This is a genomic window from Alteromonas sp. ABH4_453, from assembly GCF_056160665.1.
On record NZ_JBSWXP010000008.1, the window covers coordinates 53431 to 70245 of the forward strand.

The 16815-nt window shown below is 43.7% G+C and carries 11 protein-coding genes; 3 read left to right on the plus strand and 8 right to left on the minus strand.

The window, feature by feature from the left end:
- Positions 1-11 precede the first annotated feature (11 nt).
- On the plus strand, positions 12-1319 hold the full coding sequence (locus tag ACXAGV_RS16010) for a DASH family cryptochrome (RefSeq protein WP_474874095.1): 1308 nt from the start codon (positions 12-14) through the stop codon (positions 1317-1319).
- A 12-nt stretch (positions 1320-1331) separates the two neighbouring features.
- A complete protein-coding gene (locus ACXAGV_RS16015; RefSeq protein WP_474874096.1) occupies positions 1332-3005 on the plus strand; it encodes a cryptochrome/deoxyribodipyrimidine photo-lyase family protein in 1674 nt (557 codons plus the stop codon).
- Here ACXAGV_RS16015 and ACXAGV_RS16020 read toward each other — a convergent pair.
- The gene (locus ACXAGV_RS16020) at positions 3002-3289 is read right to left on the minus strand and encodes a hypothetical protein (RefSeq protein ID WP_474874097.1); all 288 of its coding nucleotides are present in this window, start codon (positions 3287-3289) and stop codon (positions 3002-3004) included. The two genes, ACXAGV_RS16015 and ACXAGV_RS16020, sit on opposite strands and share 4 nt — an antisense overlap.
- A 207-nt stretch (positions 3290-3496) precedes the next feature.
- On the opposite strand from ACXAGV_RS16020, the gene fabA reads away from it, so the two are divergent.
- Entirely contained in the window at positions 3497-4015 is a 519-nt protein-coding gene (fabA, locus tag ACXAGV_RS16025) for a bifunctional 3-hydroxydecanoyl-ACP dehydratase/trans-2-decenoyl-ACP isomerase (RefSeq protein ID WP_474825677.1), read from the plus strand.
- Positions 4016-4113: 98 nt separating this feature from the next.
- On the opposite strand, the gene rmf is transcribed toward fabA, so the two are convergent.
- The 7 genes from rmf to ACXAGV_RS16060 all read right to left on the minus strand — a co-directional run bounded on the left by rmf (position 4114) and on the right by ACXAGV_RS16060 (position 16722).
- On the minus strand, positions 4114-4290 hold the full coding sequence (gene rmf, locus ACXAGV_RS16030; protein WP_039220169.1) for a ribosome modulation factor: 177 nt from the start codon (positions 4288-4290) through the stop codon (positions 4114-4116).
- Between the two features lie 299 nt (positions 4291-4589).
- Positions 4590-6350, minus strand: a complete 1761-nt coding sequence (locus ACXAGV_RS16035) for a DUF3466 family protein (protein ID WP_474874098.1) — start codon at positions 6348-6350, stop codon at positions 4590-4592.
- A 12-nt stretch (positions 6351-6362) separates the two neighbouring features.
- A complete protein-coding gene (gene uup, locus ACXAGV_RS16040) occupies positions 6363-8303 on the minus strand; it encodes an ATP-binding cassette ATPase Uup (protein ID WP_474874099.1) in 1941 nt (646 codons plus the stop codon).
- Complete coding sequence (locus tag ACXAGV_RS16045; protein WP_474825670.1) at positions 8300-8533, minus strand: glutaredoxin family protein; 234 nt, start codon at positions 8531-8533, stop codon at positions 8300-8302. The genes uup and ACXAGV_RS16045 overlap by 4 nt, the downstream gene beginning before the upstream one ends.
- Positions 8530-10626 carry a bifunctional 23S rRNA (guanine(2069)-N(7))-methyltransferase RlmK/23S rRNA (guanine(2445)-N(2))-methyltransferase RlmL gene (gene rlmKL / locus ACXAGV_RS16050; protein WP_474874100.1) on the minus strand — a complete coding sequence of 699 codons (2097 nt, stop codon included), beginning with the start codon at positions 10624-10626 and terminating at the stop codon, positions 8530-8532. Before rlmKL ends, ACXAGV_RS16045 begins: the two co-directional genes overlap by 4 nt.
- 84 nt (positions 10627-10710) lie before the next feature.
- Positions 10711-11718, minus strand: coding sequence for a quinone-dependent dihydroorotate dehydrogenase (gene pyrD / locus ACXAGV_RS16055; protein ID WP_474874101.1), 1008 nt, complete (start codon positions 11716-11718; stop codon positions 10711-10713).
- Between the two features lie 165 nt (positions 11719-11883).
- Positions 11884-16722, minus strand: coding sequence for an NAD-glutamate dehydrogenase (locus ACXAGV_RS16060; protein WP_474874102.1), 4839 nt, complete (start codon positions 16720-16722; stop codon positions 11884-11886).
- Between the last annotated feature and the right edge of the window lie 93 nt (positions 16723-16815).

Genomic DNA, 16815 nt, shown 5'->3' on the forward strand with positions numbered 1-16815 from the left:
CTTAAATTAGTATGATAAATCAGCATTCTAACGGTCAATTTGAAAATAGTTGTCAACGAGGCCTATTCTGGTTCAGGTATGACCTAAGACTTCACGATAATGCCGCTATTGCTGCATTATGCAAAGAGGTCAGCAAAGTCACATTCGTTTACATTTTGGATGATAAAAACTTTACCCCTAACGCTCTTGGTCTCTTTCCAATGGGCAAGCACAGGCACATCTTTTTGCTGCAAACATTGGTTGATTTAAAACAACAATTAGCAAAATTTGGACATGAGTTGCTTGTCGTAAAAGGTAGTGCCGCTGAATGTTTGGTTGAGCTTTTAAGGTCCGGGCAATATACCCATCTTGGTGTGAGTCAATGTTGTGGATATGATGAGACTGCAGAGTTAAACACCGTCAAACGCTTCTTCGATTCACTAACTATTATCGAAACCTCCACATTTGGTTTATTTGATGCACAAACATTTCCCTTTAGCATTGAAGAAATGCCCGACGTTTTTAGCCCGTTTAGAAGAAAAGTAGAGAAACACTGCAAACCACTCGCGGTTAATCCCACTATAGAGCGCTTACCTTCTCCTTTTGTACCGACGATAGACAAATCTTTTTTACTAACGCTAGATCTCGATTTACCTGAACCATCAGAATCATCGTTTATTGGTGGTGAAACCGCAGCGCTTTCACACCTACACACATACTTATTCAACTGGCGTGCTGCGTCATCCTACAAAGAAACCCGTAATGCACTAGATACATGGAAGGATAGTACGAAATTATCAGCTTGGTTAGCTAATGGTTCACTTTCTGCGCGAGAAGTAATGAGGCAAGTTCATCACTTTGAAGAGACCATTGAAAAAAATGACTCCACCTATTGGATTTATTTCGAACTACTGTGGCGAGAGTTTTTCCACTGGCTACAGTGTAAATATGGTGCTAGGTGGTTTCGCTTTAGCGGTATTCAGGGCAAAACACCTTCCACTACACATTGCACTGAGACGTTTACGCAATGGTGCGAAGGCAAAACCGGCTACCCTATTGTGGATGCGTGCATGCGACAACTTGCCGAAACGGGATATATGTCGAACCGCGGCAGGCAACTCGTTGCCAGCTGCTTTGTGCACGAGCTTCGACAAGACTGGCGCTACGGTGCAGCATGGTTTGAACACCAATTAGTTGATTACGATGTAGGTAGCAACTGGGGAAATTGGCTTTATCTTGCTGGCGTGGGGAGTGATCCTCGTGGGCATAGGCAATTTAACCTGCAAAAGCAGACTGAGATTTACGACCCAAAAAGCGAATTTCGTAATAAATGGCTGTAGTTACTTAACGGTATGGTGCCAGATAAATTAAAAGAGGCTAACTCAAATAACTCAAAAGAGACAGTCACGGTTATTTGGTTAAAGCGCGATCTTCGCTTACGTGATCACGAACCTTTTTATCGCGCTGTAGAAAAGGGTGAAAAGTTACTCCCACTATTTTGCTGGGAGCCCTCGCTCATTGCCGACCCGCATATGGATGTCCGTCATTGGCGATTTATGCAGCAAAGTGTTTATGACATCAATAGCCAATTACCCTCTTATACACATGTTTTGACCTTGCACTGTGAAGTAATAGAAGCACTTGAACTCATTGCACAAAATTACAACATTGGCGCAGTTAGGAGTTACCAAGAGATAGGTCTTGAGGTTACGCATAACCGTGACATTGTTATATCCAAATATCTGAAAAGTAAAGCTATTTCATTTACTGAATATCAGTATGGTGCAGTATTACGTGGGTTACCCCATCGAGCGCATTGGCAGCAAAACTGGGAGCGTCATTTTGCAGCAGCCACCTATGATTTTGATATAGAAGCTGCAAAATGGGTTAATTGGCGTAACCATGCTAGTCTTAAAAAAGCGTCTAAATCTATTAAGGAAATAGCTGAATTAAAACCCTTTCCATCCGACCGACCTAAAGACTATTCTGACGGAGTTGAATGTAACGTATACAAGTCTGAGTACACCAAAAATGAAGTAGCATCCGGTATAGCTACAATGCAACCTGGCGGTGAAAAACGTGCTTGGCAGGTGTTAAAAGACTTCTTCAGCCATCGTGGGCAGTACTATCACCAGCATATCTCAAAGCCTGAATATGCACGTCGAGCATGTTCGCGATTGAGCCCTTATCTCGCATGGGGAAATATCTCAATAAAGCAGGTTTATCAAAGCGTTCAGCTAGAAAAGCAAGCTAAGAAAGCTTTATCAACATCACAGCGCAAACAGTGGAGTCGCGCCCTATCTGCCTTAACATCGAGACTGCACTGGCACTGTCACTTTATTCAAAAATTTGAAAGCGAAGCCAGTATCGAGTGGCGACCTATGAATAGCGCATACGAAAAATTTCCTTTCATAGATGGACCTGAAGCTGAACGACGCTTTTATCGCTGGTCGACTGGCCGCACTGGATACCCGTTGGTAGACGCATGCATGCGCGCATTAAAACAGACTGGTTATATCAATTTTCGGATGCGAGCAATGGTAACCAGTTTTTTATGCCATCATTTAAATGTGCATTGGTTAAAAGCGGCTCACTATCTAGCCTCTCAATTTTTAGATTTTGAGCCCGGTATCCATTATCCACAAATACAAATGCAGGCAAGCGTGACAGGTATTCACACTGTGCGCCTTTATAACCCTGCAACACAGTCACAAAAGCTAGACCCCGAGGGTGTCTTTATAAAGAAGTGGGTACCTGAGTTGGCGAGTCTACCTAATGCGGCGGTTCATGCTCCCTATTTGCTACCGCCATTAGAAGCACAGATGTTAGACTTTAATATTGACCGAGATTATATTGCACCAATTATAGATATCGCTCAAAATAACCGCATGACTGCAAAAAGGTTGTGGGACTTTCGAGAGCGCGATGATGTCATTGAAGAAGCGCAGCGCATAGTTAGGCGTCATACCATGCAAAATAGTCCAAGCCGCGCGTGGTTAAACAACAAAGTCAATAAAACAGCTTAACGGTTATTTTTTCTAAGCCATTCATTTAAAAGCTTAATTTGGCCACATTTGTAGGCAGCATACATAAGTCGCATAGCATTAGACATAGCTTCGCTGTCGGTCCAGCCTGTTTTATCTCGGATTTCGTCATAGCAGGCTTTTGCTTCTGGGCTAACATAACCTCTCACTAATTTTTTTCCTGCGTCTTTTTGTCTCTCTCTAAAGCGTCTTTGTTTATCAGCGTTTGCTTTTGCTCTATCTACAGGGCTTTTCTTGCTGGTTTTTTTTGTTGTTTTATCTGTCATAGTTTTCACACATAGATACGATATTGTGAAGCGTAGTTTAATCGCTGTTTATAAATTGAACTTGTAGGGCGATATCCGTACGGGTTAAATTAACTTTGAGTATCTTAGCACGCGTTTTTCTTCAGAAAAATGACTGTTCAGAGTTGTTTGGCGTACAAGTGTTCGCTAAATTAACACCGTCACTTTAATAACAACAATGAGTTGGGAATGTCAGAGAAGAAAAGTAGTTTTAACAAAGAAGATTTATTGGCGTGTAGCCGCGGTGAAATGTTTGGTCCGGGCAACAGTCAACTACCAGCCCCTAATATGCTGATGATGGACCGCGTAGTTTCAATTACTGACGATGGCGGCGAACATGGGAAAGGCGAAATTGTTGCTGAATTAGATATTACGCCAGATTTATGGTTTTTTGACTGCCACTTTCCAGGTGACCCTGTTATGCCGGGCTGTCTCGGCCTAGATGCAATGTGGCAGCTTGTTGGTTTCTTCCTTGGTTGGAGCGGCGGCCCTGGAAAAGGTCGTGCGCTTGGTGTGGGTGAAGTTAAGTTTACCGGCCAAATACTCCCTACAGCCAAAAAGGTCACTTACAAAATCACTATGAAGCGCGTCATCAAGCGAAAACTCTTCATGGGTATGGCAGATGGCTCGGTAGAAGTTGATGGTCGCGAGATTTATGTAGCGAAAGATTTGAAAGTGGGCTTGTTTCAAGATACATCGAATTTTTAATCGCTGTTTAATCGACGTTGAGTAACAAGCGATAGAACAAAAAAAGCCCCTTTTCAGGGGCTTTCCTTTTTGCATAATCAGTTCATAAAAGAGAAGTGTTATTTAACACTTAAACCTAAGTGTCTATCTTCTACTGCCTCACGCCATCCACCTAACCACTGTGAACGTGCATCGTTTTGCTGAAATGGACAATTTTCCTTTGAACGACCGCTGATACCAGCTTGATAGCCTTTAGAATGGGCGCGAGTCATTTTATCTCTTTTTTGTCTTTTCATTGATTAGCCTCTTTTGTTTGTTGAATGTACAACAAATCATTTTCACGAGCGCTCTACATCATATCGGTTGATAGTGCCGGAAAATTAATTGCGTACACTACTTTGATAGTGCAATTAATAAAATGGTTCAAGAAAAATATAAAATTAAAACGCTTGACAAACTTTAAATAAATGAAGTTTCGATGAAATTTATGTTACATTTTTTATGCATAAATATGTCTGTTTTTTCATTTTTTTGGCATAAAAAAAGCCACACGAATGTGGCTTTCTAAGGCGGTCTAAAAATCGACTATAGCGTTCTATTGTTTCCTAAAACGTCTACGTACAAAGGCAGCAGCAAATAAACCGAAAAATGCGAGCCAACCTGTCGATGCACCGCTGCGCTCAAACGGTTGTTCATCTTCAGGCACTTCACAATCATCGACAGAGCCATTAGCCAATGGCGTAAGCTTAACCGCTACAATAGAGTCAACTAATTGTGTTTCACCGCTTGAGTTAATAATGTCAACGCCAGTTACGTATTTACTGTTTGTTTTAATACGCGCATTGGCGATAATTTCGTTATCATCATTGATATCAACGGCTTCAATCAATTCATAAGTATTGTCACAAGACACTAGATCATTGAGGTCTAAGAACTCTTCTGTATCGATGTTGTACATAAACGCTGCAGTTTCGCGTAGGGTGTCGCTTGTTGCATCAACATCCGCCTTGCCCACCACAATATTGTTATTGTTGATAGCGTTTGCAGTCACACCCGCACTGACGAAGAACCCATCGGGATATTTCTGTTCTTGGGTATCTAGGTTGTAAACAAAGAGGCGTGAACGTGCAATATCGCTTTGCGAACGAAGCACTGCACCTGTTACCCAGTTTTCATCATTAATAGCAATGGCTTGGCTGATAATATTTTCCTCTCGAGGGAGGAGTTCAATAGTTTCGCCGTCTCTAAATACTGTGGCAACACGCTCGCTTTCTGTTAATCCAGACTGGTTAGGGCGAGTAATCGTAATACGATCACCTGTTAGACCCTCTCCAACGGCAATACCCTGACTATTGATGTCATATGCGTAGGTGAAATAGTGTGCTGAGTCATCTTCATCTGGCTCAAATAACAGCGGATACGTATCTGTACTAATCACATCACCATTGACGTCAATTTGCCAAATCGTGGCATTAACCTCAGACAATAAAACGAAACCGGGCAAATAGTTTGTGGATGTATTCAAGTAGTAGCTAGAGATGCGCGGTACCGAAAAGTCACCATTATAAACGGTAAAAAGACAACGTCCTTCAGATTGGTCTCCACGAAGCTCTGCGTCGGCACAGGTTTCAATTGCCTCATCGACATCATCTTGGAAACTTACTGTACTGAAGCCCGCAACTTGCAGGTTCGAGTTGATTGCCCGGGCTGACGAGAAACCGCCCGCTGTCGTGTCTACTGCTGGCAACGCTTTAGTCGCACCGGAGGTCTGAACAAAGCCCTGCGGCGCTGATTCAGGGTAGGTATAATTGATGGTATCGCCATCTTCATTCTCGTAAGGGGCTAATATCACCAACCCAGATGAATCACCTACTATGAAATTTCCATTCAGACTATCTCTGCCTATTGCTTCTACAGAACGCGTATAATCATCAAACTTTTCAGTAACTTCGTCTAAGCCCGGAACCAAAGAAATATCTTGGGTGTCGGTGATATAAGTTCTAAACGGTGCAAGCTTTTGACCAGTGACTGCATTGGTGTTAGAAAGCAGATAGTTAACAATTGTTGAGTAATCTGCATCGGTGAATACACCTTGACGTGCATCATCTTCGTTTTCTAAATCTTCACCGTTAACATCGAAGAAAGTGGTATCTTCTTCTAACTGCTCCACATCTATAGGTGGGTTATATTCAAGTTGCACTACAGACAGCATTTTGCCTGAATTATCAATTGAACGAGCAAAATTGTTTCTAGCGGTATCCTGCAAAGGAAGAGGTGTCACTGAATAGGTCGCGGCAAATGCCGAAACACTTCCTGTTGCCAACAGAACGGCGGCGGCAAGCTGAGTTCGTTTCATTTAAAATCCTATTTACTGCTGATTATCTTCCAGCATACTTTCTAGTTCATCCCAGCGCGCATATTTCTGGGAAAGTAATTCTTCTTTATCTGCCAATTCGGCTAATGCCTTGGCAGTAGTGTCACTGTCTTGTTTGAAAAAGTCTGGATCGTTAACTTTCTCTTGCATAGCCTCAAGTTCTTCCTCAAGTGTTTCTAGTTCTTTCGGTAAGGACTCAAGTTCACGCTGGTCTTTGTATGATAACTTTTTCGTCTTACGGGGAGAAGACTTAGCACTAGGACTGTCTGAAGCTGAATTAGTTTCATTCTTTACCTTGGCTTTCTCTTCCTTTTCGATTTGCTGACGTTTTTCCTGTTGCTCTTTATACCAGTTTTCTACGTCAGTGAAACCCCCAATAAATTCGCGAAGCAGGCCATTACCTTCAAAAACTACGCTGCTGTTGGCAACGTTATCAACGAATTCCCTGTCGTGGCTCACTAAAAGCACGGTGCCAGTATACTCGTTGAGTAAGGTCTCAAGCATTTCTAATGTTTCAACGTCTAAGTCATTGGTTGGCTCATCGAGAACCAAAACGTTGCTTGGTTTTAGCATGAGCTTGGCAAGCATTAAGCGGTTTTTTTCACCACCTGATAGTGACTTCACCGGCGCATTAACGCGTTCAGGCGTAAATAGATAGTCTTGCAGGTAACTGATAACGTGGCGCGGGTGGCCGTTCACCATAAGGTCGCGTTTACCATCGCCAACCGCATCAATAACGGTCTTTTCTAAATCTAATCCGTGTCGATGTTGATCGAAATAAGCGACTTCTAAATTAGTGCCTTGTTTGCAATTCCCGCTGTCCGGATGCAGCTCTCCTAAAAGAAGCTTGATAAGCGTACTTTTACCACTACCGTTAGGGCCAATAAGTGCAAGCTTGTCGCCTCGCAATACATTTAAGTTTAAGCCTTTAACGATTGGCTTACCTTCAATGCTATAGCTTAAATCTTTTACCTCAAACACCATTTTGCCAGAGCGCGCGCCTTGGTGTTGGTTAACCACAGCATTGCCCTGCACTGCGCGACGTGCTTTGCGCTCTTCCCGTAGTTTTTTCAGCGCTCTTACTCGTCCCTCGTTACGGGTGCGACGAGCTTTGATACCTTGTCGAATCCATACCTCTTCTTGTGCTAGCTTTTTATCGAATTCAGCATTTTGCGACGCTTCAACTTCTAAATCGTGCTGCTTTTTCTCAAGATAGGTTTCGTAATTACCCGGGTAGCTAGTTACAGAGCCGCGATCAAGATCAATAATACGTGTGGCCATGGCGCGGATAAAAGCACGGTCATGGCTGACGAACACAATAGCACCTTGATAGTTGCTTAAGCTTGACTCAAGCCAGCGGATCATCTCAATATCAAGGTGGTTAGTAGGTTCGTCTAACAGCAATAAATCTGGTTGCCGCACTAACGCGCGCGCTAAAGCGGCTTTTCTACGCCAGCCACCAGATAATGTTGATAACGATATTTCAGGGTCAAGCTTTAGCATGGTAAGCGTTTGCTCAATCTGCTGCTCGAACTGCCAAGCGTCTCTGGCCTCTAATTGTTCTTGTAGTCGTTGAAGTTTATTTAAATTAGCTTCACTAGGGTCTTCACCCACAATGCGCGTTTGATGAAAATAGGCTTTTAGCGTTTCACCTACATCAGATAAGCCTTCTGCAACGTAATCAAACAGTGTTACATCTGTGGTTTGCGGTGGGTCCTGCTCTAAACGCGCGATTACAGTATTGTTCTCAATAATACGCTGGCCATCGTCGGCAATAATATCGCCTGCGATAACTTTCATAAGAGTGGATTTGCCGCTTCCGTTGCGACCTACCAAACATACTCGCTCTTTAGGCTGAACAACCAGCTCAACGCCGTCTAAAAGCGGCGGATTTCCATAAATAACAGTGATGTTTTTTAACTGCAAAATGCTCACTGAAGAAACTCCTCTAAATCGGCGGCACTAAAGGGCCATCCAATTTCTTTTTCATTATCGGCCCGCTTCAAAACTGGAATACGAGCGCCATACAAGTGATAAAGCTCGGTACTTGTACGAATGTTAACTTTTTCAATAATAAGCGATGAAAACATAGACGTTTGCTGCAGTTCAACATCGGCTAAATCACAGAGGCTGCATTGCGGGCCCGTGTAGAAGATTATTTTCATGAACGTAGAATCCAGCACTGGTGTATTTTACCCTTACGCGCAAAATCTTCGGGTATGGTTTCGTGGGTGATATTTTCAATGTTCAAGCCAAGGTCATTGATGGCTGACTCGTCTAACTTAAAACCACGTTTATTGTTAGAGAAGATAATAGTCCCCTGCTCTTTTAAGCAGGCTTTTGCGTCGGTAAGCATTTTTACATGGTCGCGCTGTACGTCCCACGTATTCTGCATACGTTTCGAATTTGAAAACGACGGTGGGTCGATGAAAATTAGGTCATATTTACCTTTGTGCGTCCCTAACCATGTGGTGCAGTCGGCTTGAATAAAGGCGTGAGGGCCTGTTAGTTTATTCAGTGCTACGTTTTTCTTTGCCCATTCTAAATAGGTGTTAGACATATCCACGGTGGTAACAGATTTCGCACCGCCCATAGCAGCGAAGACAGACACACTTCCTGTATATGAAAACAAATTCAACACGTCTTTGTCTTTTGACAAGGTTTTTACTTTTTGACGGGTATTACGGTGGTCTAAGAAAAGGCCCGTGTCCAAGTAATCTGTCAGGTTTACCAAAAAGCGAGCGTCGTTTTCGAACACTTCCATCATGTCGCCAGACTGATTAATTTTTTCGTATTGCTTAGTCCCTTTTTGCTGGCTACGCACTTTAAGCGCAACGTGCTTAGGTGAGACTCCAGTAACTGCTGGTAAGTGTAGTAACACCTCTTGCAGACGTTTACGGGCTTTATCTTCTGATACGGTTTTTGGTGGCGCGTACTCTTGAACGACCAGCCAATCGCCATACCTATCTACCGCCACGTTGTAATCGGGTAAATCAGCGTCGTAAATACGGTAGCAGTTTGTGTTTGCACTTTTGATCCAGCCTTTCATGCGTTTAAGGTTTTTCTTCAAACGATTCGCAAACTCATGGTTGCCGGCGTCTTCACTAAACTGAACCGTGTTTTGTTCATCAAGCACATAGTTAGCTAAACGGCACTCTAACTTACCGTTATTCATGGCATAGTCTTTGGTGGCACGAAGCTTTAATACACGTAGCAAGTCACGGTTACTACTTAAAAGCGACACGTACCAGCCTTTCCATGCTTCTTTGAAGCGCTTACCCCAATCGCTAAATAGCGGGATTAACGAAGTGAGTTCACCTAAACGCTCTCCGTATGGCGGGTTGGAAACCACATAGCCAGGAGTACTAACTGGCGGCGAGGACTTGGTAGCATCTTGCTGAGAAAACGAAATATCGTTAAACACACCAGCAAAGTCAGCGTTCGCTTTTGCAATCGCCACCATTTTACGACTGAAATCGCCCGCATAAATACCGCCACAACTGGGTTTTTGAACAGATATGGCATGCTCTACCAGCTCTTCCCAAATCTTAGCTTCATGGCCAAGCCATTTAGTAAAGCCCCAGTATGAACGCTTTATACCCGGCGCAATATTACGCGCAATAAAGGCAGCTTCAATTGCAATAGTGCCTGAACCACACATTAAATCTACCAATGGCGCTTCGGTATTCTCTGCCCAACCACTGCGCATAAGCATTGCGCTGGCGATATGCTCTTTTAGCGGGGCGTCACCGGTTTCTTGTCGATACGCGCGCTGGTGTAAACTTGCTCCAGCTAGGTCGATACCCAAAATCACATTGTCACGGTGCAACCTGGCATATACAGAAATATCAGGGCTTTTGCGCTCAACTGAAGGGCGAGGTAAACCTTGCTCTACGAATGAATCTACAATGGCGTCCTTAACGCGAACTGCACCAAACTGGGTGTTTTTGATGCCAAAGTTGGTGCCGATAAACTGTACAGATAAGGTATGACGTGAATCCATCTGCATCTGCCAGTCGATGCCCATTGCCGTGTTATACAGCGCATCCGCATCGCCTGCTTTGCCGGATGCTAGCACCCAAATTACGCGGTTAGCTAAGCGAGACCAAAGGCAAAGTTTATACGCATCTTCTTTTGAGCCTTCAAACTGAATAGTGCCAGGGCCCTGCTTTATTTGTGCATCAGGGCAAAGGCTTAGCACTTCTTGTTTCAATAGTTCGTCAAGACCGCGACTGGTCGTAACCAGAATAGTATTCATTCATGTACCTGTTTTTGATGTACGTGCTTAACTTAAAGCACGTACACGAGAGATTGGTTTAGGGTGTACTTTGTTTCGGCTGTATTATAACGCGTTTACGATGCGTTTAACGAGTGATGGGCCTTGATAAATAAAAGCTGAGTAGACCTGTACTAGCGAAGCGCCTGCATCTAAGCGCGCTTGTGCTGTCTCAGGAGAGTCAATGCCCCCTACGCCGATAATCGGTATAGCGCGGTCAAGTGCCCTATTTAATTTACGGGTTACTTCTAGGCTCATATCTGTCATCACAGAACCGCTCAAGCCGCCCATCTCATCAGCATGTTTTAACCCCGCAACAGCGTCTCGTGAAAGCGTTGTATTCGTTGCTATCACACCATCCATTTTACTGTTGAGCAACGAAGCCGCAATGCTTTCGATTTCAACATCACTTAGGTCAGGCGCTATTTTAATGAATAGTGGCACATACTTACCGTGGGTTTGTGTGAGCGTTTCTTGGGCGGCTTTTAAGCCTATTAGTAATTTGTCAAGCGCTTCACCGTACTGCAGGTTTCTAAGCCCCGGCGTGTTGGGTGATGAAATATTGATAGTGACATAGCTTGCATAGGGGTAAACCCTATTCAGGCAGATAAGATAGTCGTCAAGGGCATTGGCCTCTTCAGTATCTTTATTCTTACCGATGTTTATGCCAATAGGACCCTTAAATTGTGCTTGCTTTACCTGCTCTACTAGATGATCCACGCCTTTGTTATTAAATCCCATGCGGTTAATAATGGCGTGCTTTTCAGGAATTCTGAATAAGCGAGGTTTTGGGTTTCCTGGTTGAGGACGAGGCGTAACCGTTCCAATTTCAACAAAACCAAATCCCATGCTCGAAAATGCATCGATACAATCGCCATTTTTATCTAAGCCTGCCGCCAAACCTACAGGGTTGTCAAAGGTCATACCTGCAACGGTAACGGGCTTTTTGATTGTTGGTGTGCTGTACATCCATTTCAGCGGGGTATGTTGGGTCTTGTTCAGCCAGTTAATGGTGAAATCGTGACTTTTTTCAGGCTCGCACTGAAGTAAAAGTTTTTGCACTAGAGATTGCATGGTTGTTTTAAACGCTCGCTTATTAAGGGCCTAAAGAACGTTACTGTATGAGGGTTTGCACAGGTCTCATATTCGATGAAAATGCTGTGAAACTATACAATAATGTTCAACCGGCCAATAAAAAGCCCTGATTAACAGGGCTTAAAATATTAAGGTGCGTGTATTCTAATGGTTAGACTTCACGCTTAAAAGCATCAATTCACGTAAAGCGACAGAAAATTTCGCAAATTCATGTGTAGTACTGGTCTTAAACTCTGACATCATGTGATACCAGCGTTTAAGAAGTACCTGATTACTTTCAATCCACTCATCTAGAATTTGGTCGGCATCACCGACGTCTTCACGAGAAGATAACAGGTTCGCTGCGATTGAACGCTGCTGCCAATCCAGTTCTTCGCGATATGAAGCTCGCGCCAACGCTTGCCAATGGTTGCTCACTGCTTGATTGTTGATTTGGTCCAAGAACCAGTGAAGCTCTAAGCGATAACCTAATTGATAGTAAAGCTTAGCGACAACATCGGTATCGTGTTTGTCGGCTTCAACGATTTGTGCCAAGTCGAAGCTAGAGAACATGTTTGAGAAACTCGCAACTTGATATGCAATATCTTGAGGTACACCTTTATCGATATACTTCTGCGTTGCCGCTTCTAACTGCGCATATTCACTTTCAACCAAATAATGCTGTAAGTTTTTCGACAGTTTATCGAATGTACCGCGGTAGCTAGCAATGGCTTCTTCAATGGATTGCGCTTTATTGCCGTGGCGAATATACCAACGTGAAGCGCGACGCATAATTCTGCGTGCTTCATCCAACATTTTAAGCTGAAGCTTAGCTGGGATAACGTTGTCTAATTCCTCTATACGCTCCCACAGCGTATCCATGTTGAAGATGCCGTGCACAATCGCGTAGGCGTCAGCAATTTCGCTTACACTTGCACCGGTTTCTTCCTGCATTCTGAACACGAAGTTAAGGCCCATATCGTTAACCATGTTATTGGTTAATTTTGTGGCGATTATTTCGCTTCTAAGCGGGTGCTGCTGCATGTGTGCTGCAAATTTCTCGCGAAGTACCTTCGGGAACGCTTCAACTAACAGCTTACCATGGTAAGGATTGTCAGTGATTTCTGGAATATTGAGCGCATCTTTAAGCACCATTTTACCGTAGGCAATTAACACGCTAAGTTCAGGGCGAGTTAGTCCTTGGTCGGTTGCTACGCGATCGGAGATCTCATCATCGCTCGGTATGAACTCTAACTCACGATTTAATTGCCCTTCTCGTTCTAGGCCGTGAATAAAGCGAAGCTGCTCTTTAAGTTGCTTAACACCAGCTAACTCAGTAATAGAGATTGACTGGGTTTGACGGTAACAGTCTTTTAAAACAATTGTACTAACATCGTCAGTCATGTCGTATAGAAGCTTATTACGCTGCTTAAGCGTAAGCTCTCCATCATTGACCAAGCTGTTAAGCAAAATCTTAATGTTAACTTCGTTATCAGAACAGTCTACACCGCCTACGTTATCGATGAAGTCAGTGTTAACTCGGCCACCGTTAGAGGCGTACTCAATACGGCCTAACTGGGTTAAGCCTAAGTTACCGCCCTCACCTACAATTTTAGCCTGTACGTCGCGGCCGTTAACGCGCAAGTCATCGTTCGCACGATCGCCCACTTCAGAGTGAGATTCTTTCTTACTTTTGATGTAAGTACCGATGCCGCCATTCCAAAGTAAATCAACTGGCATTTTAAGAATGTTGTGAATAAGCTCGTTAGGCGTCATCGTTAGTTGACGCGTACCCAACCACTTTTTCATTTCAGGTGTCAGCTTGATTGATTTAGAGGCACGGCTGAATACACCACCACCTTTAGAAATCAATTTACTGTCGTAGTCTTCCCAGCTGAGGCTTGGGTTTTCAAATAAACGCTGGCGTTCTTTATAACTTGCAGCTGCATCTGGACTTGGGTCGAAGAAAATATGTAAGTGGTTAAACGCAGCGATTAGTCGCGTATGCTCTGATAACAACATACCGTTACCAAACACGTCACCAGCCATATCGCCTACGCCCACAGCGGTGAAATCGGTAGTCTGGCAATCGATACCTATTTCTCTAAAGTGACGCTTAACTGATTCCCAACCACCGCGTGCGGTTATACCCATTTTCTTGTGGTCGTAACCTATGCTGCCACCCGAGGCAAATGCATCGCCCAACCAGAAGCCGAATTCTTCTGCAATACCGTTTGCAATATCTGAGAAGGTTGCGGTGCCTTTATCTGCTGCGACAACCAAATACGGGTCGTCATCATCAAGGCGGACAACATCTTTAGGCGGTACTATTTCGCCGTTTACAATATTATCGGTTATATCCAATAAGCTTGTGATGAAAGTGCGATAACATGCTTGACCTTCAGCCTGTATAGCGGCACGGCCTTCACCTACTGGCAAGTTTTTACAAACAAAGCCACCTTTCGCACCAACAGGGACAATAACTGTGTTTTTAACCTGCTGTGCTTTTACCAGACCTAAAACTTCGGTTCTGAAATCTTCTTGACGGTCAGACCAGCGAAGGCCACCACGGGCAACTTTACCGCCTCGTAGATGCACACCTTCAACGCGAGGGCTGTATACAAAGATTTCAAACTTAGGCAGCGGAAGCGGCATTTCAGGGATCAGTTCAGGCATCATCTTAAATGACACATAAGACTTCTCATTACCCGCATCGTCAGGTTGATAGAAGTTTGTGCGCAAGGTGGCCGACATCATATCTAAGTAACGACGGATAATACGGTCGTCATCAAGATTACTTACGTTATCTAGCTGCGCTTTAATCGCTTCTAAAATAGCGTCTTCTTTTTTCTGATTACGCTTCTTCTTAGGGTTGAAGCGTTGGTCAAAGAAATCGACAAGTAAACGCGCGATATCTGGGTAATTAGAAAGGGTATTCGCAATGTAATCGCGACTGAATGAACTGCCTGTTTGGCGCATATATTTAGCATAGGCGCGAAGTACTGTAACTTTTCGGCCCGTCATATTTGCGCCTAGAATAAGGCGGTTAAACGCATCATCTTCTAGCGTTTTGTACCATACTTTTGCAAAGGCATCTTGGAAAAGAATTTGCGCGTTTTCCATGTCAAAGTGTTGTCCACTTTTGTGCAACATGGTGAAATCCATCACCCAGTTACGCTCTCCCTCTGAACACGTTATTTTATAAGGGCTTTCGTCGATTACGCGTAACCCAAAGTTCTCGAGCATGGGTAACACGTCAGACAAATGAATAGGTTCTGCGCGGTGGAAAAGCTTCAGCTTAACAACTTGGCTGTCAGCATCCTCTTCTTGAGGGCGGTAGAACAACATGTCCAACGTATGGTTGTCGTCAAGCATCTCTAGCTTGCCGATATCAACTAGCGCGGCTGATGGAAGGTTATGCTCCATGTAGCTACGAGAAAACGCATTGTTGTACTTACGCTCAAGGGCTTTACCAGATGCTTCACCGTGCGCTGCTGAAATAGCTGACGCGAGTCTGTCATTCCAGGTTTTGGTCAACTCAATAATGTTTTGCTCTATTTCCTTCACATCGAATTCCGCGTTGTTGTCGTTGACTCTTGCAATGTAATGCGTACGGGCATACACCGACTCTGAGAAGAAAGTGGTAAATTCCACTTCTTCAGTTGCACCTAATGACGCTTTAAGCAGCGCTTGTGTTTCTTTGCGCAGTTGAGTGTTGTAGCGCTCTCTCGGTACAAAGACCATACATGAAAAGAAACGACCAAATGTGTCTTTGCGGATAAACAAACGTGAAATACCGCGCTCTTGCATTTGGAAAATACCCATTACAATTTGCGCAAGTTCTTCCGCTGGCGTTTGTAACAATTCGTCGCGTGGATAGGTTTCTATAATATTAGCGAACGCTTTATAGGCGTGTGTGCCAGGCTCAAAACCGGATAACTCACAGATACGCTTAATCTTTTCGCGCAAAATCGGCAGTTGGGTAACGCTATTGTTATAAAACGATGCTGAATACAAACCTAAGAAGCGATGCTCGCCAACAACTTGGCCGTCTTTATTGAAGACTTTTACACCGACATAATCCATATATGCTGGGCGATGTACCCGTGCTCGTGAGTTGGTCTTAGTTAGAATTAACGGATTTTTACTTAATGCTTCAGCCCTTGCCGACGCAGGCAAGCGTGATAATAAGCGCTCGCGGTCGTTTACTGAGTTTTTAAGAAGACCTAAGCTAGTATCGTTTCTTGGGATCCATCTATGGTCGCCCTCGATGGCTTTAACATCGTAATAACGATATCCCATCATAGTAAAGTTATGATCGCCCAACCATTCCAAGTACGCCTTCGTCTGTTTCTTAGCGTCTGTAGACACTGGCCAGTTATACTTAGCGTTGTTTTTGATGACGTCTTGCAAAGTATTCGTCATATCTTGCCAGTCTTTAACCGCCAAAGATACTTCGTCAACAACTGAGAAAAGCTCTTTGGTTAACGCGTCGATATCCTTTTTTGATGTCTGAGTATCGACTTCAATAAAGATGACAGTCTCTTTTTTAGCGCCTTCAAGGCTCTGGCCAGGCTCGGCAAACGCTTCAACTTTGTTTCCACTGTCTCGTTTGATGCCAATCGGGCTATGAAGAAAGAGATGTGCGGTAATGTTTAACCGGTTAAGCAGCATTCGAACAGAGTCAACCAAAAACGGCATATCTGATACGATAATTTCTACGATGGTGTGGCTAGAGTGCCACCCGTGTTTAGCAATTTCCGGATTAAATACACGTATATATGGCGACGCGTGTTCAAACTTTGCCAAACCATTCCATAAACTGAGTGTTGCACCATAAAGGTCGCTGTCGTTGCGATTTTCTAAGTCATCGCTTGATATGTTTTTATACAACAGACGTCCGAATTGCTGCACAAGAGACTTCTGCTTGGTATCTACTTTTTTGTCAATAAGTGCAAATACATTGTCTAGCAGTACTGAGTGTCGCTGTGAGGTGACTGTCATTTGTTAACCTTTTTTGAATGTCATAATACCAATTGAATTTGGTATAAGTGCCGAGTACCTAACTATTTTCTCTAATAAATGACGCTAATGAAA

Excerpts from the sequence above, each read along its gene's own strand:
- ACXAGV_RS16010 (WP_474874095.1), top strand. The coding sequence starts at position 12 with ATGATAAATCAGCATTCTAACGGTCAATTTGAAAATAGTTGTCAACGA.
- ACXAGV_RS16015 (WP_474874096.1), top strand. The coding sequence starts at position 1,332 with ATGGTGCCAGATAAATTAAAAGAGGCTAACTCAAATAACTCAAAAGAG.
- ACXAGV_RS16020 (WP_474874097.1), bottom strand. The coding sequence starts at position 3,289 with ATGACAGATAAAACAACAAAAAAAACCAGCAAGAAAAGCCCTGTAGAT.
- fabA (WP_474825677.1), top strand. The coding sequence starts at position 3,497 with ATGTCAGAGAAGAAAAGTAGTTTTAACAAAGAAGATTTATTGGCGTGT.
- rmf (WP_039220169.1), bottom strand. The coding sequence starts at position 4,290 with ATGAAAAGACAAAAAAGAGATAAAATGACTCGCGCCCATTCTAAAGGC.
- ACXAGV_RS16035 (WP_474874098.1), bottom strand. The coding sequence starts at position 6,350 with ATGAAACGAACTCAGCTTGCCGCCGCCGTTCTGTTGGCAACAGGAAGT.
- ACXAGV_RS16045 (WP_474825670.1), bottom strand. The coding sequence starts at position 8,533 with ATGAAAATAATCTTCTACACGGGCCCGCAATGCAGCCTCTGTGATTTA.
- rlmKL (WP_474874100.1), bottom strand. The coding sequence starts at position 10,626 with ATGAATACTATTCTGGTTACGACCAGTCGCGGTCTTGACGAACTATTG.
- pyrD (WP_474874101.1), bottom strand. The coding sequence starts at position 11,718 with ATGCAATCTCTAGTGCAAAAACTTTTACTTCAGTGCGAGCCTGAAAAA.
- ACXAGV_RS16060 (WP_474874102.1), bottom strand. The coding sequence starts at position 16,722 with ATGACAGTCACCTCACAGCGACACTCAGTACTGCTAGACAATGTATTT.